Below are 20,013 nucleotides of genomic sequence, written 5' to 3' on the forward strand. Positions count from 1 at the left end.
AGGCGAGATCTTCAACATGTACCACGAGATCCCATCGGTCGCGAAAAAAGCCACCTGGGGCCTGAAATACACCCGTTCGATCTCCGATCCGAAGTTCGAAACCGGCACCGTCGAAACCGACAAAGAGCTGCTGCGCAACCTGATCGCCTACTACTGCGTTCTGGAAGGCATCTTCTTCTACTGCGGCTTCACCCAAATCCTCTCCATGGGCCGCCGCAACAAAATGACCGGCGTCGCCGAGCAGTTCCAGTACATCCTGCGCGACGAATCCATGCACCTGAACTTCGGCATCGACGTGATCAACCAGATCAAAATCGAAAACCCGCATTTGTGGGATGCCGAGATGAAGGAAGAGGCTTCGCAGATGATTCTGCAGGGGACTCAGCTGGAGATCGAATACGCACGTGACACCATGCCTCGTGGCGTGTTGGGCATGAATGCGGCGATGATGGAGGATTACCTCAAGTTTATTGCTAACCGTCGTTTGAGCCAGATTGGGTTGAAGGAAGAGTATCCGGGGACTACGAACCCGTTCCCTTGGATGAGCGAGATTATGGACTTGAAGAAAGAGAAGAATTTCTTTGAGACTCGGGTTATTGAGTATCAGACTGGTGGGGCGTTGAGCTGGGATTGATTATTAGCTGATCTGAGCTTTCCGATTTATGATTAAAATCGGTCAATCGAAAATCTAAAAAGCCCTGACTTGTTCAGGGCTTTTTTATGGTTCTTCCCGGCAATCCGTGATGAACCTTTTTTATTACACCCCATTAAAATCAAACCATATATCTTTAGAAAACTACAGCTTTTCGATCAAGTGAACTTCTACCGGATACCCCATAAGCTCTATACGCTTAGCAACTGCTCGCAAACTTACCTTACTAAAAAAAGGCAAGCCCAGTAGCCCTGAACTTTTATATCTATGCCTCATTATCCCAAAAACCACCTTATAGTCTTTTGCTTCTGGGCGCGTCCCACCGGTGGGTAACAATGTATGAAAATTTGACTTAGACGTCGCCCGCTGCCTCTGGACAGCCGCCGCACGTAAATCCCTTCTAAACTTATCATCCCTTACAAATGACTCTGCGGAAACCAAGCCCTGATTCCATAAATGACTTATAGGAGCCGACGAGTGACCATCTTTTAAATGAATAAATCTTTTAGTACGGCACAGAAAATCGCAAGGTTCAAGATTCGAATTCGTTGCGCCCAAAGGAGAAAGCTTAACTTGATCTAAATTTAGCAAATTTACATCGGCATCCAATTCAGCAATAAAATCACGCTCATTTTTTGAATACGTACTAGCAACGAATGGCGCTAGAGACACCAGCCTTCTAAATTCAGCTTCAACTGCATGATAGAATCCTCCATCAATCAAATACCAGTCCCCACCAAACAACACATACGTATTACCATTCAAAACAACCTCATAAACAAAACAATCATAAATCTTACGCTTTTGCCGTCTATCACCTTCACCGTTTATAACAACCCGAATTTCATGCCCATGCTTTATTACATCCATACTAGACAGTTCGGATGGGCGACCAGCTTGAATTTGGCCAATATAATCCTCTATAGAAACCTCTAAAAAGACATCTTTTTTTCCAGATTTCAAACCAACGCCAAAATACCCTATTTCATATCCATCTTCCGGCCCGATGATATCCGGCAAGGCAATATGCAAATCTGACGCACGCCCATCTAAAAGCTCAACAAGTTCATTATAAACAAGCACATCCAAATCACTCACAAGATTTTTATCTGTCACCGGCGAAATAAGATCAACCCAAGCGTAATCTCTTCTATATTCAAGACTCTGAAAAAGTTCTAAAGCTTTTTTACATTTGCCAATAACACTACTTGGAGACGTTACAGTACTTATATTCAGAGCATCTCTACCTGTAAGAGCCCTAGCGAAAGTAGTATCACTAGGGATACCGGCGGCTAGACGTAACAAATCCCGCTCAATATCGAGGCCGAAGCCCCCAAGATCAGCTTTTCTACTTGCCTGGATACGTTTCTGGAATGTTGTAGCATCTAGTGTTGCTACGTCTACTCCACGTAAGCTCGAGCGTGCAATACAATTTAGTGCTACACGCAATCCAAACCCACGTTCACAAGCATCTAGATCCAAAGAATGATGACCAGTACCAAACGTCAGCACCATTGTCCTACAAGAAGCTGGAACTGAATCAGACTGTATTTGCAAAAATAATACTGCTGCGCAGCTTTGATTTTTTAAAGAAAGAAACTCAGCAGATGCAAATTCACCTATAAATTTATACCACCCCGGCGTTTTCTCTGGACTTTGATCGACAAAAAGCACGCCATTCTCTGAAGGAACGGACTTTAGAGAATGTCCCTCCCTCAATGCTTCTATGTGAGTTTTACCATTTTTCAAAAGCCGAATAGACAAACTCATTGATTTTTGTTGATCATCATCCATAAGACCTGCTCCCAGAATGCGTCTTTTCATCGTAATGATTTACAGCGCACGAGCAAATTCAATTTGTCTACTCCAGAGCATAGTAGACATCTTAAAAAAAGCATGGCCAATGGAGATTATCTGTTGGTTTTCGGACAGTTCCTACTTGAACAAATGCGCTTTCTAGCTTGACCTAGCTACCCAACAACCATAACCTTTGCTCCGGTGCCTAAGAAACACCTCACACAGCGGACTGACCGCCCCCGACAGTAGCGGCTTTTTTGTGCCTACGGTTTCTCCGTGCGCATCAAAAAATCTCTGTTATGCCGGGAGTGGGCGAATACAAGACCCGAAAGGGGAATATGTCCGGCCCTCTGTGTGGGGTTTCTTAACTCCCGGCACCCAGCCCTAAGAAAGCTGACATCACACAGAGGTAAAGGATATGCCTAAAAATGTCTCCTTCTCTCCGAAGGAAATCTGCTTTAGCCGCTTCGTTGTCTATGCGCTTCCATTCCTGGAGGCTCGCCATGTCTGATCCCTTCATCTCCACAGTCTTCACACGCCACAACCTCCACCTTCACGCCCTCCTTCTGGAAAACCAACCATGGTTCTGCGCCCGCGATCTGGGTCGATTAATGGGCTTCCATCTGAATGATCGTGTGGTCAGCAAGCTGGATGAGGATCAGCGACATACGTTGTTGATTGAGTACCACGGCCAACCCGAGAAGCGGCTAATGCTCAGCGAGTCCGGTGTGTATGCGTTGTTGGTGTATCACTACGCGCCGGGGCATCGGTTGTTGCGTGAGTGGTTGACTCATCAGGTGGTGCCGGCCTTACGTGATGCGGGGCAGTCGAAAAATGCGGATCGGCCAATGTTGAGCTTGTTGGATTGGCCGGAGATGTCATTGAGTCTGTTGCATTGGCAGGATGAAGGTTGGATTCGGCTGCGGGACATGCCTTATCTGTTGCTCAATCGCACGCGGCGGCGGGTGCCGGTAGTTAAGCCTTGGTGGCGGAAGGTCGCGGAAGTGGTGTTTCAGTCTTCGAAGCATTCGGTGGGTTAGAACGTATTTATAGGATCGCTTTAGCGATGCGTCGGTCTTTTCTGAGGAATTTTCGTAGACAATCGTAATGGCCACTCAGTGTCGCCGAGGGTTTTCAACCCTCGGCGACATGAGCGTAACGACGAAAGCTCAATCAACCTTCAATTGCTTTCAACCGTTGCTTCAGCCTCTCATTCACCAACGCTCCGTGCACTCCAGAATGAATTTCCCGATGGCAACTTGGGCACACGGCCCCCACGTAGCGTGGGTGATCTAACCCACCATCTGAGAGCCGGTTTACGTGATGTGGCTCTAAGTAGGGTGTGCCATCCTTTTTCATAAAAGGAGCCGGCATCTTACAGCTCTCGCATTCCCCCTTAGCGCGCATCAGTACATAGTGCGCAACCTTTCGGCTGCGCTGATAGATATTACGCGGAGCGGATTGCCCTAACTCACCACTGCCAGGCTTACATGCAGCCAGCGCAGCCAACCGTGCAGCAGCCAGAGAGTCGGGAAGGTCAGCCTTATCCTCATCTACTTCAGCCTCAATCATTCCACTTGGAACACCCACAGGGACTAACCGAAAAACAATCGCCGTCCGCTCCTGGCCGCTCACATCCGGCTGGGTCCGATTAAACATGTCGGCGCACGAAAATTCGCCCTCGTAAGCGTAGCCATTACCTTTGCCGAGGGACTTAAACAAGTGCAGCGCTCGGCCATCCTCCGCATGCTTGGCAATGGCTCGGTTACCACGGATCAAAGTCATGGGCCCGCGTTGTCCTTCACCGGTGTAAAAGTACGCGCCGTCTTCCCAATGGTCGGCATATCCGTATTGCTCACCACTATCGCCGGTGAACAAAAAAATCACAGGATGGGTAGCGGACGCTGCAATGCCGCTTTGCAGGCTTCCGCCGAACGGTCCATTGATCTCAGTTTTTCGGTCGTAAACAGCTCCTGGCGTGAACTGCAACACCGGCTCGCCCTCCCCGCGAGGTAACTCCACAATTGTGAAGCCTCGTTTTTCTAGGTAACTGTTGGTCGGATACCCACCAGAGAACTCGCCTACAGCAATGCCGGTAGCCAGAGAGACGATTTTTTTCGCCGGATACAGCTCACCGCCCGTGTGAATGGCATATCGGTGAGCTAAGTTATTTTCCCAGCCCTGCCACTCACGCCTACTCCGGAATTTACGATCAAACTCCAACATCGCTTTGTCTACTCGTTCCTTCGAAACCGCTTTGATCGCCACGAGTGCTGCCCTTCATCGACAATTGCCGTAGGAAAATTCCTACAGCAACCAAAGTACCAAAGGGTTTCAATGCGTAACAAGGCGAAAAACCACTGTTTCTAAGCGCTAATGCTCAATATGCCCACGGCGCTGTGGAAGAACGCTTGATGGTGAGCGAGTCCGGTGTGTATGCGTTGCTGGTTTATCACTACTGCCCGGAGTATCGATTGCTGCGCGAGTGGCTGACGCATCAGGTGGTGCCGGCGCTGCGTGATGCTCGACCATCGCGGGCTGTCGAGCGTCCGACGTTGAGCGTGCTGGATTGGCCGCATATGTCGCTCAGCATGCTGCACTGGCAGGATGAACCCTGGATTCGTTTGCGGGATATGCCTTGTGTGTTGGCAGATGGTCCATTCAATCGGCGTGAATCCTGGTGGCGGAAGGCTTCTAGGGTGTTGCGTGGGTTCTGATTGTTTGTCGTGACATAAGAAATCCGCTGTTTGAAGTTCAAGCAGCGGATTTTTTTCATTCGGTCGAGCCCTAATCGCCATCCTTGGTCTTCGTTGTGGCTCGCAACGTAGCCACTCTATTAAGCTGTCCTGCGGACTTGCGTTTAGGATTGGCGCCGCGAACGGGCGCTTTGGAAACCGGCTTTTGCTGCCCAAGCGGCGGCGTGTATAGGGTTGTGGCAGCCATGGTCAGCCCCAGGCGCAACCCGAATTTCCTCAAAATAGCGTCGATGGTGCTGATGGTCGGATTACCCTTGTCCTTCTCGATCTGGTACAGGGCCTTGGTCGACATGTTGCACATGGCAGCAAAGGTTTCCTGATCCAGACCGGTCACCTCAAGCCGTAGCCGGCGAATAGAGGTTCCCAGGGGTTCGGTCCCTGTTACGTGCTGCGTCACGATGTCGTCAATGAGCTCCCTGCGTCGCTCGTTGCTGTTCTCTTTCATCGCAGGCCCCATTCAACCAGGCGCTTATCCAAGTTGTTCATTGGAATAGACTGGGCGCGCCTCACTTCCTCTGGAAGATCGACCAGCAGATCCGGCAAAGCTCTAAATGTCTCAGCGGCTTCGAGCAGACGCTCGAAGAGCACGTCAGGGCTCACCACGTCCTGGAAGTATCCGCAGATCGTTCTCCAGTCAGGACTTCCCATATGCTCGGGTTTCCACTTGGTGACTCGAGTAACGCCTTCCGGATCGAGCACCATCGGTGCAAGGTCGTATATCGGCGCCAGCTCGAATTTGTCCCGATACCTGAAAATGGCCATATTGCGCCCATGGTTATCCGAATTCCCCAGGATACGGTTCAGAAGATCACGGCGCAGGTATTCAAATACCAGTTCCTCAAGCTCTCCCTCCTGCCCATTCGTACGCCACAGGTGGATCAGGCGGCTGAGCACATCCTCATGATTCATCTTCGAACCAGGCTCGGTGTTCCCACACACTGAATAAATCGACTCGACCGGAATCCTCTCCACCACGCCGTTAGCGACTCGTCGATCAAAGCGCGGCATCCACAGACTTGGCTTAGCGGCTTCCTCCAGTACCAGTTCATCTGTGGATATCGTGTTCAAACCGAGCTGGGATATCGCTTTGTAGTAGTGGTACTCGGCCCGCAGGATGTTCTTGTCGCGCTCAGTAGCTTGGTTGCGAGCAAACTTCACCAACCAATGGCGACGCGCAAGCTCGTCAGAAAGCATCGCATCGGCATGAAGCGCTCCATCCTCATCCTCAACCATAATCAGCTTTGGAGCTTCCCCCTGAGCGCCCGTAGCACCGCCTAGCGCAGCGCCAGATTCATAGGCGTATTCGAGGAAGTCATTTGTTCTGTCTACGACTTCTTTGCGCGCAAAGGCCTCCTTGCGAGTCTGATCGATATGCTCGAAAGACTCCTTCACGCGCAAGTGCCCAATGGGCGAGGGTGTGCAGCGACTCAGGAGGAAAAAGCTCATGTCCATGCCATCAGGCTTTTCCCCACCGAATCGCTTCTGCAACGATTTACGAGCAGCGCCGGCCGGTATGATGTCGTAGACAAATGGGGGATAGCCTTTGCTATCGACAGGGTTCCAGCTCAGCGGAAGGTTCACGCTGATGGCGGGCTCGAACGGCGTCTCTAGTTTATTGATGAAATCGACCAAGTAATGCTGGTCGTAAGAGGCGCTGCATCGCGACTCATCAACCTTCTGAACGTTCGACACAGAAAGCGTCATTGCATCGTGCCAATGGCCTTCAATGAAAGTCTGGATCGTGAGTTTTCCTAACATGGCGCGCCATACAATCGGAACTATGATACCGACTACTGTGGCTCAACCCTTCGCTTTCAGCAATATAATTCTGATTATCCAGGAAACCCAACTCACAATCGGCATTATCATGCCGACTACATCGGATTTGGTGGCTGCGTTGGTTTTGGGAATCGCGAGCAGGCTCGCACAGATTTTGCAGCGCGTCGAAAACAGTCAGTGCAACCCGCCTCGCCTCCCGCTATTAATACCCTTCCCCACTCAAGGACCCGAGCCCCGCCATGAAATTCGACCTCGCCTACTGCCTCAGCCTCGACGACAAGCTGTCGATCTATGACGTGCGCGATTTGAATTTCGACGAGACGATGGAGTTCGATTCCGCCAAGGAGCATTTCCAGTGCCCCAACGATGCCTGCCGCTTGGCGTTCGACGCGACCAACGTGTTGGGAACGTTCAACGCAAAGAACGTGAATTACGTGCGTACGCCGCACTTCAAGAACATCCCCAGCACGCGGCATGTTGAGGGTTGTCCTTATGTCAGTCTGAAGACGCCGGCGTCGGGCCTGGAGGCGGATGGTGCGGAATCGGATGACAGTCGCGAGGAGCATTTTCCATCGGAGTTGTTGCTGACTCGGCGTGAGTATGTGCGTAAGCCTGCGAGCCCGGCGGTGGCGGCGGATGTCATGCGGGATGACCCAAAAACAACTTCAACGGCCAGTAACGTCGAACATCCGAGCCGGGAGTCGGCGCCGGACAAGACCAGTGTCTTCGCCCATCCGGTGGAGTGTTTTGTGTCGAACTTCGAGGACAAGGAGCTGCTCAAGCGCATGCCGCTGAAGATTGGCGAGCACTCGGCGCCTTATGGGTCGTTCTTCAAGAAGATTGAGTATCTGCAGGACAACAAGGGGCTGATTTACTGGGGCAAGATCAAGGAGATCAAGGATTACACCCAGAGCTTTCGCATCGATTTCGAGCAGAAGGTCTGGTTCAAGCAACCGGACGAGGCGAAGAAGAAGCCTTATTCGGTGAACGTTTACTTGAGCAAGAAGCTGATCGACAACTACCGCAAGCGCAAAGCGTTTCTGGAAGAGATCAAGCACGCGGTCGACAGTGACGCCGAGTTGTATTGCTTCTTTTATGGCGTGACGCCGGAGTTGAAGCAGGTGCCGAGCAAGAAAAACCCCGAACAGACGTTCGGGGTGTTCAGTGCCAATATCGAAAACCTGGATCACTTCATAATTCGTGAAGCACCGGGGTTGGCGGAGAAGTAAATTCGCCTCAGGGCAGTTGCAGCGCTACGCCGCCGGGGTGTTGTTTGATGAGGTTGTAGGGCAGGACGCTCCATTCAACATACCCACACGAAGCGGCTACATGAGGAAATGATGGCTCTAGCTTGATGCCGTTTTCGGCGAAATGCCAAGACAGGAAACGCCACGGATCTACATCACTGTAGGCACATTCCTCATCACTGGTCATTTGATCGGGATAAAGCTTACTGAGCTGGGCCACCAACCATGGCGCGAATTCGTTGGAGCGGTACGCAGAAAACGCGGTGAACGTGTCAGGTGACTGATCGCTTTCACCGTAGAGTTCTTCGTAATGCAGTGGTTTCCCCTCTCCCACCCAAAGAATATCTTCAAGTACTAAAGGCTTGCCGGTCTTGGCATCCAGGTTGAGCGGCACATCGTTCTGATCCGGGTAAGCGCCGCCACAGCTGTACTCAGTACCGATGTTCACGCTGATGACCGAAGGCGTCATCAACAACGGTTTGATCGTTTGGTGATAGAAATTCACGCCACCGCCGGCGAGACATCCGTAATAACCCACTACTTCCAGCCACAAGCGCCCCATCAACTGTTGATTGATCCGCTGACGCTCTTCGGCGGTGTAGCCCGAAACGACTTCAAACAGCGTCGTCTTTGTTTGCGGTTCGCTCCACCATTGCAGTGAGTAGCCATTGAACGTTTCTGTCTTTCCTTGTTTGAGCTTCATACCTTGAAGGCGCAGATATTCGTACGGCTCAGTTTCATGGAGTTTGGCGAGGTAAGGCAGAGTACCGGCAGGCATTACCGGCAGTTTGGCTTCCACCAATTCTATCTTCAGAGTTTTTCCTTCGTCGTTGCTCCAATCCCCCCAAAATCTATTGGGCTCGATATTCAGATGAATTTGAGGCCTTGGGGTTTTCTCTCCATAGCGCTGTTCACCCTCATCGAGTACCAGCATCTCTCCATTCTTGATGCCGCTGAGCACCAGGTCCTTGCGGTATTTCTGATAGAAATAGCGACCACTTATGTTTTCAGCGTTAGAAGTATTCAGTTCCAGCACGATCGGCATCTTGCCCAGCGTGCCGGTGAACACTCGTCTTCCGTCCTCGGCATGAGCAGTGGAACACAACATGAGTAGCAACGCGGCGACTGGCGCCAGGCGTAACAATCCTTTGAGCATTGATCGATCCCTGAATGAGTCGGAAGCAGCGCCGGGCAGATTGAAGGCGGCGCAGGTTGAACGAGGACGGATTATGGCGAGGTTGCAGGAGGGAATCGAGCCTCATTGCACGTCTCACTTCATCGCCATGCTGAGCATCACCACCACCAGCAAACCAATATAAACACGAGCATGCACCCGATCCGGTATCCGCCCGATCCACGGCGTCGCCAGGCGAATCCCCACCAGCGATCCAGCCGTCAACACCGCAAACGCCAGCACATCCACATAACCGACAAACCACGCTCCCAGATCAAACCCGGCAAACCCCGCCATCGCCATGTAAGTCAGTGTTCCAGCCAGCGCAACCGGCAGACTCAACGGATTGGCCATGGACGTCGACTGGGACATGCTCAGCCCACAACGCCGCAACAACGGCACGGTCATGACGCTGCCGCCCACGCCGAGAAAGGTGGCGATGGTGCCGATGCCTACACCGCCGCCCGACACTTCTGCCCTGCCCAATCGCCGTGGGATGACGGCGTCGGGCTGTGTGAGAAAACCGCGTCGGAACAAGCAGTCCAGAGTCGTCACGCCGAGGTAGGCGATGAAGGCAAAACGAATCAACTCGCCACTCGCCCACATCGCTGCAACGGCGCCGATGATCGCGCCCAAACCGATGAACCCGCCCAACGGCCACAGGTAATGGCGAATGAGATTACCGGCGCGGTGATGCTTTCCGGTAGCGATCAGGGCGTTGACGATCATTACGCAGGTCGAGGTGGCTACGGCGATGTGCATTGCCGATTGACTGATGGGATCGTCGGCGCCATGGCTGGCCGTGAGCATGCGGTACAGCAAGGGCACGACGACGAAGCCGCCGCCGAAGCCGAACAGCACGGCGGTGACGCCGGTCATGCAGCCGAAGAGTGCCAGCAAGAGGTAGAAGAACATCGCGCATCGTCCGTTGGTTGAGAGTGATCGACGATAGAGCGATGGGGTTTGGCCTATCGCCGGTAAGTTAAGTAAGAGCACTCCATTGTGGGAGCGGGCTTGCTCGCGAAAGCGGTGTGTCAGGCGACATTAATGTTGGCTGTGCCGCCGTCTTCGCGAGCAAGCCCGCTCCCACATGGAGTGCTCTTAACTTACTGGTATTAGGGCTTGGCCTGCTTCAGCAAGTCAGCCAATAATGTTTGCGTTTACGCCAACCGCTGGGTACCGCTCGATGCGCAATGTTTCGATTGATCTGCTGGACGACACGCCACGCTCGGTGGTGGCCCTCGGCACGGATTACCCCGACGGTCATCGGTTGCCGCGCCATACCCATCGGCGGGCGCAGTTGTTGTACGGCGCCACGGGGGTGATGCAGGTGAGTACGCACGACGGCAATTGGGTGGTGCCGCCGCAGCGGGCGGTGTGGATTCCGCCGGGGGTGGCGCATGAGGTGTTGATGTTGGGGGTGAGCACTTGCAGTTTGTACATCGAACCGGGAGCGGTTGATTTGGGCAATCGCTGTCAGGTGATCAGTGTTTCGCCGTTGATGCGGCATTTGCTGATGGAGGCGGTGGAGGTTGCGCTGGAGTACGACGAGGCCGGGCGCGACGGTGCGCTGATCGATTTGCTGCTGCACGAGTTGGCCCGTAGTGCTCGCTTGCCGTTGCACATTCCGTTGCCTATGGATTCGCGGCTGCTTGGGTTGTGTCAGATGTTTCTCCAGCAACCGAACGCTCACCAATCGCCGCAACACTGGGCTGATCAGTTGCATATCAGTTTGCGTACGTTTAATCGTCTGTTCCGCCAACAGACCGGGCTGAGTTTCAGCCAATGGCGGCAGCGGGCCTGTGTAGTGCTGGCTTTGGCGCGGCTGGCGGTGGGCACGCCGGTGACGCGGATTGCGCTGGATTTTGGCTATGACAGCCCGGCGGCGTTCTCGACGATGTTTCGTCGTGTGTTGGGGCAGGCACCGTCCGTTTGGTTGGAGGGGGCGAAATAGCGAGCTCGCGGGCAACCGCAGAACCTGTAGGAGCGAGGCTTGCCCGCGAAGAACGATAACGCGTAATACCTGAAAAACCGCGGTGCATTCTTCGCGGGCAAGCCTCGCTCCTACAGGTTCTGCGCTTGGCCTTAGCCACTGCCTTGTTCCGACAGCAACTCAAAACTCTGCTCCTTCACATCCTGAGAATCCAGACCGATTTGCACCCGGAACTCACCCGGCTCGGCGGCGTATTCCAATTGGGTGTTGAAGAACTTCAAGTCGTTCTCATTAATGCTGAAGTGGACCGCTTTCTCTTCTCCGGCCTTGAGCATGATTTTTTGAAAGTTCTTCAGTTCTTTGACCGGACGGCTAACGGATCCCACAACATCGCGGATATACAGCTGAACCACCGTTTCGCCGTCGCGCTGGCCGGTGTTCTTCACCATGACGCTGGCGACGAGGTTGTCGGTCTTGCTCAGTGTGGTCGACGACAGGGCCATGTCGGTCAGGCTGAAGTCGGTATAGCTCAGCCCATAGCCGAAGGGATAAAGCGGACCGTGGGATTGATCGAAATATTGCGACGTGTAGTTGCGAAGCGCACCCGCTATGTAGGGGCGACCGGTGTTCAAGTGGCTGTAGTAATTGGGGATCTGCCCCACGGAGCGTGGAAAGGTGATGGGTAATTTGCCGGATGGGTTGTAGTCGCCGAACAACACATCGGCAACGGCGTTGCCTCCCTCGGAGCCGCTGTACCAGGTTTCCAGAATCGCATCGGCCTGTTTCTGCTCCTTGCCGATGGACAGTGGCCGGCCGTTCATCAACACCAGTACCAACGGCTTGCCGGTGGCTTTCAGGGCGGTGATCAATTCACTCTGGCGCCCAGGCAGGTCGAGGCTGGTTCGACTGGCCGCTTCATGAGACATGCTGCGGGGCTCGCCCACCACCGCAATCACAACATCGGCTTGCTGTGCAGCCTTGACCGCTTCATCAATCATTTCTGCCGCCGGGCGAGGGTCGTTCGCGATTTCGGACACTCCCTGGTATTCCAGGTATTTAACGACCTCCTGATCCTCCTCGAGATTGGCGCCTCGGGCATAGATCAGCGAACCCTGGGTCATTGCGTTTTTCAGGCCGTCGTAGATCGTCACCGATTGCGCGGGCACGCCGCTTGCGGACCAACTGCCCATGATATCGACGGTACTTTTTGCCAATGGGCCTATGAGCGCGATCACGCCCTCTTTTTTCAGCGGCAAGAGGCCGTTTTCATTCTTCAGCAGCACCAATGTCTTGCGTGCCACCTCACGGGCCTGGGCTCTGTGCAGACGGTATTCGGCATTGTTGTCAGCGGGGTCTTCACTGGCAATGCCGATGCGCCGGTAAGGGTCTTCGAACAGCCCCATGTCGTACTTGGCACCCAGCACTTCCCGCACCGCGTTATCGATATTGCTCTGGGAAATAGCGCCCGACTCAAGCAGCCCCGATAGCTCCGGACCATAGGAGAAGTCGTTCATGCTCATATCAACGCCGGCCTTGATCGCGAGCCTGGCCGCTTCTCGGTGATTCTTCGCCACGCCATGCTGAACCAGATCGTTTATCCCGTTATGGTCGCTGATGACCAGCCCCTTGAAGCCCCATGCCTTGCGCAGCAGGTCTTGCATCAACCAGGCGTTGGAAGCGGCTGGCACGCCATTTATCGAGTTAAGCGCCACCATCATCGCCCCCGCACCACCTTCAATCGCCGAACGATAAGGTGGCAGGTAATCCTGGTACATCCTGGCCAGGCCCATGTCGACGCTGTTGTAGTCGCGCCCACCCTCGACAGCCCCATACAACGCAAAATGTTTGGCGCTGGCCATGATGCTGTCGGGTGCATTCGGGCTTGCGCCCTGGTAGGCCTGAACCATCGCTTTGGCAATGCGCGAAACGAGGTAGGTGTCTTCACCAAAGCCTTCGGAGGTGCGTCCCCAGCGAGGATCCCGGGCGATATCTATCATCGGGGCGAAGGTCATGTCGATACCGTCCGCGCTGGCTTCTTTTGCCGCTATCCGACCACTTAGCTCAATAGCGCCAATGTCCCAGCTGGAGGCTAACGCCAGGCCAATGGGAAAAATGGTTCGATGGCCGTGTATCACGTCCCAGCCGAAAAACATCGGGATTTTCAGGCGGCTTTGTTGAGACGCGTCCTGCATGGGTCGGTTTACGTAACGGCTCACAGAGTTATACGTACCCCCGATTCGCCCGGCGGCGATCTCTTCGCGTATTTTTTCGGGCGTCATCTTTTCATCAATAGCGATCAGCCGCAGTTGGCCGATTTTTTCCTCCAGGGTCATTTGATTTATCAGGTTGCCGACAAAGGCCTCTTTGCTCAACGATGCCATATCAGCCGCGACGGGCAAGCTTGTAAAACCGATCAGGGCACATAACAGACGTAGTCTTTTCATGATTCCCTTCCCTGCATAACGCTGTGGCGCACTGCGTCATAAACGCCACCTTCCCTGTATTGAAGATCAGAAAGCTGACGTTCAATCATTGCTGCTAACGGGCGTTGAAAGCCTTGAGCTTTCAGGTGCCCGCATAGAAACAGCGTAGTCGCTCCCAAGCGCCTGCCGGAGCGAAAAACAGAATCGATCAAAAAAATGAGTTTGATCCGGGATCAAAACAACTGTACAAAAACACAGTACATTTTGAATCAGCACTCTCGAGCCCGGAGAACACCATGGCCACTCTTGCGATGAAAATCACCCTGGAACGTATCGCCCTCTTCCAGTTCACCCCCGCCCACTGTGCCCAGGCCCGAGCGATGCTGGGCTGGAGTGTTGAAGAGCTGTCCGAGGAATCCGGGGTTTCCGTTGACGCCATTCAGCGCTTCGAGGCAGAACGCGAGGTGCTCGATGTCACCCGGCTGGCGTTGGCGTATCGGTTTGAGTCGCAAGGCCTGGTGTTCTTCCCGGGATTTGCACCGGGCAGAGGGATGAATGTGAGAGGGTCGACACCGGATCCGGTGGGGCGGGCGGATTATGCAATGGTTGAGTGAGGTGTCAGCAAATGAATGAAATCGATGGAAGCAACCGCTGCGTTCATGAGGCGCCGGGCTACCCCGAGGCGGGTGAGATGCGGGCCAAAGCCGAATACGTCATGAAGATTGGCCTGCTCCTCCAAAACGGTCGGCTGAGCAAGACTGAGGCCGCGCAAAGGCTCGGACTGTCGCAGGAAGAACTGGACGAATTACTGAGTGGAAAATTTCGCGATTTGACCGTGGCAAAAATCTCGGAATATCCAAATTTGGGCGAACGCAGATAGATGGGGGCTGCACACATCCTCTTTGTAGCAGCTGGCGAAGCCTGCGTTCGGCTGCGCAGCAGTCGTGAATCCGGCTGACGCGGTCTGCCTGACATACCGCAATCTCTGATTTTACGACTGCTGCGCAGCCGAACGCAGGCTTCGCCAGCTGCTACAGATTGCATTCGGCATCACTTACCGGCCGCTCCCACGGCAAGCGGCCCGGCAGCACAACATCAAGCGTTCTGAGGCGCCGCCTGATCGCTTTCACCTTCCACCTCAAACCACCACGCACTGCCCCGTTGCGGATACATCACGTTGAACGCTTCGCCCATCTGCGGCGTGGTGATCGACACGCTCCGCTCCCAGGCCAATGCCAAAATACGATCGAAGGGTTCGTACCAGGCGTGCATCGACAGGTCGAAGGTGCCGTTGTGGATCGGCAGCAACCAGCGCCCTTTAAGGTCGATGTGCGCTTGCAGGGTTTGCTCGGGCTGCATGTGAACATGCGGCCACTCGACGTTGTAGGCGCCGGTTTCCATGAGCGTGAGGTCGAACGGGCCGTACTGTTCGCCAATGCGTTTGAAGCCGTCGAAGTAGCCGCTGTCGCCACTGAAGAAGAGCCGCGTGTCACCGTCGATCATCACCCACGATGCCCAAAGGCTGCGGTTACCGTCGAACAGACCACGGCCGGAAAAGTGCTGCGAAGGGGTGGCGACGAATTGAAGGCCATCGACCTCGGTGCTCTGCCACCAATCCAGTTGGCGCACTTTGCTGGCATCGATGCCCCATTTGATCAGGGTGTCGCCCACACCCAGCGGGGTGAGGAAGTATTGCGTTTTGTCCGCCAGTTTGAGCACGGCCTGATAGTCGAGGTGGTCATAGTGGTCGTGAGACAGGATCACCGCTTCAATCGACGGCAGGTCTTCGAGGCTGATCGGTGGCTGATGGAAACGCTTCGGGCCGGCCCATTGCACTGGCGAGGCGCGCTCGGCGAAGACCGGGTCGGTGATCCAGAATTTATCTCGCAGTTTCAGCAGTACAGTGGAATGACCAAGGCGATAGACGCTGTGGTTGGGCGCAGCGATCAACGCTGCCTGGGTCAGGGTTTGCACCGGGACGGGAGCAGACGGACGGGTGTCGCGCGGTTTGTGGAAGATAAAGTCCCACAGAATGCGCAAGGTTTTGCGAACGCCTTGGCGCTTCACCGGTACATGATTTCGATATTGCCCTTGCGCCTGTCGTGAAGCTTCAGGCGTTGCGGCGTTATCCGCTGGAGAAGTTAAAGTGGCCATGACTGAATGACTCCAGGAAAACCGCAGATTCGCGATTTCCCCCCTTGGGGACGATAGATGGCCAAAGCACGCACGCATCAGCCGCAGATTCTATTTTTTACTGGGCAGGATTAACAAAACATTACACTGCACAGTGTAGTTTCAAGGTTGCATCAAAGCCGTTCGCAAGTAAACTGCCAAGTGTAGTTCTCCCCTTATTTTTGCCTAAGCGTATTTATGACAGCTCCACAACGCCTCACCGATCGTAAACGCGAAGCCATTATTCAGGCGGCGATTGCCGAATTCCGTGCCAACGGTTTCGACATCACCAGCATGGACAAGATCGCCGCCACCGCTGGCGTGTCGAAGCGCACCGTGTACAACCACTTCCCGAGCAAGGAAGAGTTGTTCGCCGAAATCCTCAATCAATTGTGGGCGCGGGTAACGGCCGAACAGGAAACCGCCTACCGCCCTGACCTGCCCCTGCGCGACCAGTTGCGCCTGATGTTGCAGGCGAAATTGCAGATGCTGGCCGATGACAATTTTCTCGACCTGGCACGAGTGGCGATCGCCGCCACCATCCATTCTCCCGAGCGCGCGCAGAACATGGTCACCCGAATGGGCGAGCGCGAAGAAGGCGTGACTGTATGGATTCGAGCTGCTCAGGCCGATGGCCGATTGAAACCGGTCGCACCTGAATTCGCCGCACAACAGGTCCAGGGATTGCTCAAGTCCTTTGCGTTCTGGCCGCAGATCTCCATGGGCCAGCCAGGCTTGTCGCCCGAGATGCAGCACACCGTTGTGGAGTCTGCCCTGGACATGTTTCTGGCCTGTTATCAGCTCTGAATCGGGTTGCAAAAAATGACAATGTCCGCCGCGTTATCGCTGACAGGTCGCTCTGAGTAGAAACACCGAAATGTGTTTCAGAATGAAACTGGCGCTGGAGCTATAGTGAGCCTCAGTCCCAGCGCCATGCAGAGAGCACCATGAGCACCCCGACCCGCGAAACCGAAACCGAAAAAACCGGCCCCGTCGATCACCTGCGCTTCCATCGCCCTCACGCTCATCTGGCACCTACTTTTGGTACCGACCGTTTTGCCCTGCGCGCCGAGGCCTTTGCACGATTCTTCGGCACGCCGACTTTTCTCGGCGCCCAGACCCTGATTGTGGTGGTCTGGATTTGCCTGAACTTGTCCGGCGTGACCGATTTCGATGTGTACCCGTTCATCCTGCTTAACCTGGCGTTCAGCCTGCAAGCGGCCTATGCCGCGCCGCTGATTCTGCTGGCCCAGACGCGCCAGGCGGCGCGGGACAAAGCCCACTCAGACGCCGATGCGCGACATCGTGAAGCCTTGGCCGTCGCCAACAGTGAACGTCAGGCCCAAGCCGCGCGACACACCGCGCAACTGTTGGAACTGCTGGAGCAAAACACCCGGCTTACCGAAATCACCAAAACCCTGACCGAGCGTATCGAAAGTCTGACGTCGGAAATGCATCAACACTTCGTAGGCAAAGAGCCACCGAAGGCGTGATCCGACTCAGGCAACTTCAGCGCGCCCCCCAATTCATCGAACAATGTCACCACCGAGCGCAACGCGCGGCAGTCCGGGCGTGTGAGCAACCACAGTGCCGTGTCGTAACCGTGCAAGGGCTCAGTCAACGGTTGCAGTCCATCACCGATCAAAAAGTCCGGCAACGCCGCGACACCCAGCCCGGCCCGCACTAACTCTGTCACTGACAACATGCTGTTACAGCGATAACCAGGCGTCACGCCAGGCAACTGCTGACGCCGCCATGCGACGGTGGGGTGATCGGGCAGGAAGTCGTCCGGGGCGATCCAGGTCAATGCAGCCAGGTCGTGGGAATCGACTGATTGCAGATAGGCCGCGCTGGCACAGACCCGGTAGGAAATATCCGCCAACCGCCGCCCCACCAAATGTTCGGGCGGTGTGCGGGTCAACCGCAAGGCGATGTCGGCGTCGCGACGGCTGAGGTTGGCGAAGTCGTTGGAGGTGCAGAGTTCAATGGTCAGCGCCGGGTAAGACGGCATGAACCGCGCCAGCGCCGGCAACAACAAACTTTGCAGGACCGAATCGGTGCAGGTCAGGCGCACCGTGCCGCTGATGATTTCACCGCCCTGCTCCACGCCAATACGCGCCGCCTCCAGCGCTTGTTCGGCGCGTTCAGCCTGCTCGGCCAAGGTCTGCGCCAGCGTGGTCGGCAGGTAACCGGCGCGGCTCTTCTCGAACAGTTGCTGACCCAACGCGGCTTCCAGTCGGCGGACGGCGCGAAACACCGTCGACACGTCGACCTTCAACAACGCCGACGCCCGGGCCAGAGAGCCGCCGCGCACCAGGGCGAGGATAAGGGACAGGTCCGGGTAGTCCAGTCGATAGTGCATCGGTGCATTGATCACTTGGGATAACGCCAATATTGATTGCGTGAACGCCAATTTATAGTGGGTGCCAGGAATCAACAAGCGTCGAGATCACTCATGGAAACCAGCGCCATCCGCATCGCCCTGATCGGCGATTACGACCCACAGGTCACCGCCCACCAAGCCATTCCCATCGCCCTCGGCATGGCTGCCGAACACTCAGGCCAAGACATACAGTTCCAATGGTTGGCCACCGACCGCATCAACGCCGCTACGCCGCTGAATGACTTCGATGGTTTCTGGTGCGTGCCCGCCAGCCCTTATCGCGACATGGACGGTGCATTGCGGGCGATCCGTTTTGCCCGCGAGCAGCAGCGACCTTTCCTCGGCACTTGCGGCGGTTTTCAGCACGCGGTGCTCGAATTCGCCCGCAACGTTCTGGGCTGGAGCGATGCCGAACACGGCGAGACCTCGCCCGACGCGACGCCGGCGTTACTCTCGCCGCTGACGTGTTCGCTGGTGGAAGCCGTCGACAGCATTCATTTGGTTGAAGGCTCGTTGATCGCCAAGGCGTACGAAAACGCTGAAATTCGCGAGGGATATCGCTGCCGTTATGGTGTGAATCCCGAGTTTGAACAGGAGCTACTGAAACAACAGTTGCACGCGGTGGGCCACGATTCGACGGGAGGGCTGCGCGCGGTGGAGCTAAAAGATCATCCGTTCTTTGTCGCAACGCTGTTCCAACCGGAACGCACCGCGCTTAAGGGTGTTCTGCCGCCATTGGTCCGGGCGCTGATCGAGGCCTGTGCGAGGCCACAATCATGAGCGCCCAAACGCCTGCAGCGCCTTACTACGCGGTGATTTTCACCTCACTGCGCACCGACGGCGATCACGGTTACGAACAGGCCGCCGAACGCATGGTACAACTGGCCCGGGAGCAACCCGGCTTCCTTGGCCTGGAATCGGCCCGAGGTGCGGATGGGCTTGGAATAACAGTGTCCTACTGGAATAGCGAAGCGGCGATCCTGGCCTGGAAACATCATCCCGAGCACAGTGCGATTCGCGAGCGCGGGCGTTCGACCTGGTATTCGGCGTGTCATACGCGGGTGTGCCGGGTTGAGCGGGCGTATCTGTTTGAGCAGTGATTGCTGTGGTGTTTTTAGCATCGCCTTCGCGAGCAAGCCCGCTCCCACAGGGGGATCTCCTGCGCGCACAAGATTTGTGCCCAACAGGGATCAAATGTGGGAGCGGGCTTGCTCGCGAAGAGGCCCTGACAGCCAGTACAAAACCCTCAACCCCGCACCAAACTCCTCACCGCCGTAATCTGCGGCACTTCCCGCCGATTCATATACACCCGCAACGGTTCAGTGATGTTGATCCGGTCGTCGATGTTCTGGTCCAACAGCAACTGGATCAGTTCGCGCTTGAGCGTCATGGTCTGCTCGGGGCCAGGAGCCCAGACGAATTCACTGGTGGGGATGATGCCGTCATCAGCCACGTCCATGCCGAACGAGTCTTCGCTAAAACGAACGATGTACTGGCCGGTCTTGCGATTGAGGCCGACGAAGCCTTTGAGTTGGTCGGCGGCCTGGCAAATGAGCTGGGAAGTGATGCGCATGATAAACCTCACAAAAGGTCGCAAAGGACCGGTGATCGATGGTTTACACGCTGGGCAAGCGAACGGGTTTCCCTCTGCCGGGGAAATTGCCGGAGCCAAGAGTACTGCAAAGAACCGCACAAAT

General features: G+C 55.1%; 20 protein-coding genes and 1 pseudogene. 11 read left to right on the plus strand and 10 right to left on the minus strand.

Features of this window, described 5'->3' with window-relative positions; genetic code table 11:
* A partial coding sequence (locus tag ACIPLA_RS16445; RefSeq protein WP_401174199.1) for a ribonucleotide-diphosphate reductase subunit beta occupies positions 1 to 634 on the plus strand: 634 nt, incomplete at its 5' end.
* A 162-nt stretch (positions 635 to 796) separates the two neighbouring features.
* Here the strand turns inward: ACIPLA_RS16445 and ACIPLA_RS16450 are convergent.
* Positions 797 to 2,446: a DUF6119 family protein gene (locus ACIPLA_RS16450; RefSeq protein WP_401174202.1), complete on the minus strand. Its 1,650-nt coding sequence runs from the start codon at positions 2,444 to 2,446 to the stop codon at positions 797 to 799.
* Positions 2,447 to 2,952: 506 nt separating this feature from the next.
* On the opposite strand from ACIPLA_RS16450, the gene ACIPLA_RS16455 reads away from it, so the two are divergent.
* Positions 2,953 to 3,489, plus strand: coding sequence for a Bro-N domain-containing protein (locus ACIPLA_RS16455; protein ID WP_401174205.1), 537 nt, complete (start codon positions 2,953 to 2,955; stop codon positions 3,487 to 3,489).
* A 133-nt stretch (positions 3,490 to 3,622) separates the two neighbouring features.
* Here ACIPLA_RS16455 and ACIPLA_RS16460 read toward each other — a convergent pair whose 3' ends face one another.
* Positions 3,623 to 4,717 carry an HNH endonuclease gene (locus ACIPLA_RS16460; RefSeq protein WP_401174208.1) on the minus strand — a complete coding sequence of 365 codons (1,095 nt, stop codon included), beginning with the start codon at positions 4,715 to 4,717 and terminating at the stop codon, positions 3,623 to 3,625.
* Between the two features lie 122 nt (positions 4,718 to 4,839).
* Here ACIPLA_RS16460 and ACIPLA_RS16465 point away from each other — a divergent pair.
* A pseudogene (locus ACIPLA_RS16465) lies at positions 4,840 to 5,166 on the plus strand (phage antirepressor protein); the annotation flags it as partial.
* A gap of 70 nt (positions 5,167 to 5,236) precedes the next feature.
* On the opposite strand, the gene ACIPLA_RS16470 reads toward ACIPLA_RS16465, so the two are convergent.
* Both ACIPLA_RS16470 and ACIPLA_RS16475 read right to left on the minus strand, forming a co-directional pair.
* Complete coding sequence (locus ACIPLA_RS16470; RefSeq protein ID WP_401174211.1) at positions 5,237 to 5,650, minus strand: helix-turn-helix domain-containing protein; 414 nt, start codon at positions 5,648 to 5,650, stop codon at positions 5,237 to 5,239.
* Positions 5,647 to 6,963, minus strand: a complete 1,317-nt coding sequence (locus ACIPLA_RS16475; RefSeq protein ID WP_401174214.1) for a type II toxin-antitoxin system HipA family toxin — start codon at positions 6,961 to 6,963, stop codon at positions 5,647 to 5,649. Before ACIPLA_RS16475 ends, ACIPLA_RS16470 begins: the two co-directional genes overlap by 4 nt.
* 260 nt (positions 6,964 to 7,223) lie before the next feature.
* Here ACIPLA_RS16475 and ACIPLA_RS16480 point away from each other — a divergent pair, with 260 nt between their 5' ends.
* Positions 7,224 to 8,213 carry a hypothetical protein gene (locus tag ACIPLA_RS16480; protein WP_401174217.1) on the plus strand — a complete coding sequence of 330 codons (990 nt, stop codon included), beginning with the start codon at positions 7,224 to 7,226 and terminating at the stop codon, positions 8,211 to 8,213.
* A gap of 7 nt (positions 8,214 to 8,220) precedes the next feature.
* Here the strand turns inward: ACIPLA_RS16480 and ACIPLA_RS16485 are convergent, their stop codons facing one another.
* Together ACIPLA_RS16485 and ACIPLA_RS16490 are read right to left on the minus strand one after the other, a co-directional pair.
* Positions 8,221 to 9,387, minus strand: coding sequence for a hypothetical protein (locus ACIPLA_RS16485; RefSeq protein ID WP_218398072.1), 1,167 nt, complete (start codon positions 9,385 to 9,387; stop codon positions 8,221 to 8,223).
* Between the two features lie 114 nt (positions 9,388 to 9,501).
* On the minus strand, positions 9,502 to 10,320 hold the full coding sequence (locus tag ACIPLA_RS16490) for a sulfite exporter TauE/SafE family protein (RefSeq protein WP_401174220.1): 819 nt from the start codon (positions 10,318 to 10,320) through the stop codon (positions 9,502 to 9,504).
* Between the two features lie 271 nt (positions 10,321 to 10,591).
* On the opposite strand from ACIPLA_RS16490, the gene ACIPLA_RS16495 reads away from it, so the two are divergent.
* Complete coding sequence (locus tag ACIPLA_RS16495; RefSeq protein WP_401174223.1) at positions 10,592 to 11,359, plus strand: AraC family transcriptional regulator; 768 nt, start codon at positions 10,592 to 10,594, stop codon at positions 11,357 to 11,359.
* Between the two features lie 131 nt (positions 11,360 to 11,490).
* On the opposite strand, the gene bglX is transcribed toward ACIPLA_RS16495, so the two are convergent.
* Positions 11,491 to 13,719 (minus strand): beta-glucosidase BglX, encoded by a 2,229-nt coding sequence (bglX, locus tag ACIPLA_RS16500; RefSeq protein WP_401174353.1) that lies wholly within the window; start codon positions 13,717 to 13,719, stop codon positions 11,491 to 11,493.
* Between the two features lie 338 nt (positions 13,720 to 14,057).
* Here bglX and ACIPLA_RS16505 point away from each other — a divergent pair, with 338 nt between their 5' ends.
* On the plus strand, positions 14,058 to 14,375 hold the full coding sequence (locus ACIPLA_RS16505) for a helix-turn-helix transcriptional regulator (protein ID WP_123495775.1): 318 nt from the start codon (positions 14,058 to 14,060) through the stop codon (positions 14,373 to 14,375).
* Between the two features lie 11 nt (positions 14,376 to 14,386).
* Positions 14,387 to 14,641 carry an XRE family transcriptional regulator gene (locus ACIPLA_RS16510; RefSeq protein WP_192344413.1) on the plus strand — a complete coding sequence of 85 codons (255 nt, stop codon included), beginning with the start codon at positions 14,387 to 14,389 and terminating at the stop codon, positions 14,639 to 14,641.
* A gap of 215 nt (positions 14,642 to 14,856) precedes the next feature.
* Here the strand turns inward: ACIPLA_RS16510 and ACIPLA_RS16515 are convergent, their stop codons facing one another.
* The gene (locus ACIPLA_RS16515; RefSeq protein WP_401174227.1) at positions 14,857 to 15,915 is read right to left on the minus strand and encodes an MBL fold metallo-hydrolase; all 1,059 of its coding nucleotides are present in this window, start codon (positions 15,913 to 15,915) and stop codon (positions 14,857 to 14,859) included.
* A 216-nt stretch (positions 15,916 to 16,131) separates the two neighbouring features.
* On the opposite strand from ACIPLA_RS16515, the gene ACIPLA_RS16520 reads away from it, so the two are divergent.
* Complete coding sequence (locus tag ACIPLA_RS16520) at positions 16,132 to 16,740, plus strand: TetR/AcrR family transcriptional regulator (RefSeq protein WP_192344412.1); 609 nt, start codon at positions 16,132 to 16,134, stop codon at positions 16,738 to 16,740.
* A gap of 140 nt (positions 16,741 to 16,880) precedes the next feature.
* Entirely contained in the window at positions 16,881 to 17,426 is a 546-nt protein-coding gene (locus ACIPLA_RS16525; protein ID WP_192344411.1) for a DUF1003 domain-containing protein, read from the plus strand.
* Here ACIPLA_RS16525 and ACIPLA_RS16530 read toward each other — a convergent pair.
* Positions 17,390 to 18,373 carry a LysR family transcriptional regulator gene (locus ACIPLA_RS16530; RefSeq protein WP_401174232.1) on the minus strand — a complete coding sequence of 328 codons (984 nt, stop codon included), beginning with the start codon at positions 18,371 to 18,373 and terminating at the stop codon, positions 17,390 to 17,392. The genes ACIPLA_RS16525 and ACIPLA_RS16530 overlap by 37 nt on opposite strands.
* A gap of 15 nt (positions 18,374 to 18,388) precedes the next feature.
* Here ACIPLA_RS16530 and ACIPLA_RS16535 point away from each other — a divergent pair, with 15 nt between their 5' ends.
* Together ACIPLA_RS16535 and ACIPLA_RS16540 are read left to right on the plus strand one after the other, a co-directional pair.
* Positions 18,389 to 19,096, plus strand: coding sequence for a CTP synthase (locus ACIPLA_RS16535; protein ID WP_401174235.1), 708 nt, complete (start codon positions 18,389 to 18,391; stop codon positions 19,094 to 19,096).
* Positions 19,093 to 19,416, plus strand: a complete 324-nt coding sequence (locus ACIPLA_RS16540; protein WP_401174238.1) for an antibiotic biosynthesis monooxygenase family protein — start codon at positions 19,093 to 19,095, stop codon at positions 19,414 to 19,416. Before ACIPLA_RS16535 ends, ACIPLA_RS16540 begins: the two co-directional genes overlap by 4 nt.
* Positions 19,417 to 19,562: 146 nt before the next feature.
* Here the strand turns inward: ACIPLA_RS16540 and ACIPLA_RS16545 are convergent, their stop codons facing one another.
* Complete coding sequence (locus ACIPLA_RS16545) at positions 19,563 to 19,889, minus strand: DUF2025 family protein (protein ID WP_030132586.1); 327 nt, start codon at positions 19,887 to 19,889, stop codon at positions 19,563 to 19,565.
* Positions 19,890 to 20,013 lie beyond the last annotated feature (124 nt).

The sequence above is a fragment of the Pseudomonas sp. NPDC086112 genome, assembly GCF_044746425.1.
Classification (GTDB): domain Bacteria; phylum Pseudomonadota; class Gammaproteobacteria; order Pseudomonadales; family Pseudomonadaceae; genus Aquipseudomonas.

Bases quoted from the DNA above. Each gene is read 5' to 3' on its own strand.
- ACIPLA_RS16480 (WP_401174217.1), top strand. From the start codon at position 7,224: ATGAAATTCGACCTCGCCTACTGCCTCAGCCTCGACGACAAGCTGTCG.
- bglX (WP_401174353.1), bottom strand. From the start codon at position 13,719: ATGGCATCGTTGAGCAAAGAGGCCTTTGTCGGCAACCTGATAAATCAA.
- ACIPLA_RS16540 (WP_401174238.1), top strand. From the start codon at position 19,093: ATGAGCGCCCAAACGCCTGCAGCGCCTTACTACGCGGTGATTTTCACC.
- ACIPLA_RS16515 (WP_401174227.1), bottom strand. From the start codon at position 15,915: ATGGCCACTTTAACTTCTCCAGCGGATAACGCCGCAACGCCTGAAGCT.
- ACIPLA_RS16545 (WP_030132586.1), bottom strand. From the start codon at position 19,889: ATGCGCATCACTTCCCAGCTCATTTGCCAGGCCGCCGACCAACTCAAA.
- ACIPLA_RS16520 (WP_192344412.1), top strand. From the start codon at position 16,132: ATGACAGCTCCACAACGCCTCACCGATCGTAAACGCGAAGCCATTATT.
- ACIPLA_RS16470 (WP_401174211.1), bottom strand. From the start codon at position 5,650: ATGAAAGAGAACAGCAACGAGCGACGCAGGGAGCTCATTGACGACATC.
- ACIPLA_RS16535 (WP_401174235.1), top strand. From the start codon at position 18,389: ATGGAAACCAGCGCCATCCGCATCGCCCTGATCGGCGATTACGACCCA.
- ACIPLA_RS16490 (WP_401174220.1), bottom strand. From the start codon at position 10,320: ATGTTCTTCTACCTCTTGCTGGCACTCTTCGGCTGCATGACCGGCGTC.
- ACIPLA_RS16475 (WP_401174214.1), bottom strand. From the start codon at position 6,963: ATGTTAGGAAAACTCACGATCCAGACTTTCATTGAAGGCCATTGGCAC.
- ACIPLA_RS16505 (WP_123495775.1), top strand. From the start codon at position 14,058: ATGGCCACTCTTGCGATGAAAATCACCCTGGAACGTATCGCCCTCTTC.
- ACIPLA_RS16495 (WP_401174223.1), top strand. From the start codon at position 10,592: ATGCGCAATGTTTCGATTGATCTGCTGGACGACACGCCACGCTCGGTG.
- ACIPLA_RS16455 (WP_401174205.1), top strand. From the start codon at position 2,953: ATGTCTGATCCCTTCATCTCCACAGTCTTCACACGCCACAACCTCCAC.
- ACIPLA_RS16485 (WP_218398072.1), bottom strand. From the start codon at position 9,387: ATGCTCAAAGGATTGTTACGCCTGGCGCCAGTCGCCGCGTTGCTACTC.
- ACIPLA_RS16525 (WP_192344411.1), top strand. From the start codon at position 16,881: ATGAGCACCCCGACCCGCGAAACCGAAACCGAAAAAACCGGCCCCGTC.
- ACIPLA_RS16450 (WP_401174202.1), bottom strand. From the start codon at position 2,446: ATGGATGATGATCAACAAAAATCAATGAGTTTGTCTATTCGGCTTTTG.
- ACIPLA_RS16510 (WP_192344413.1), top strand. From the start codon at position 14,387: ATGAATGAAATCGATGGAAGCAACCGCTGCGTTCATGAGGCGCCGGGC.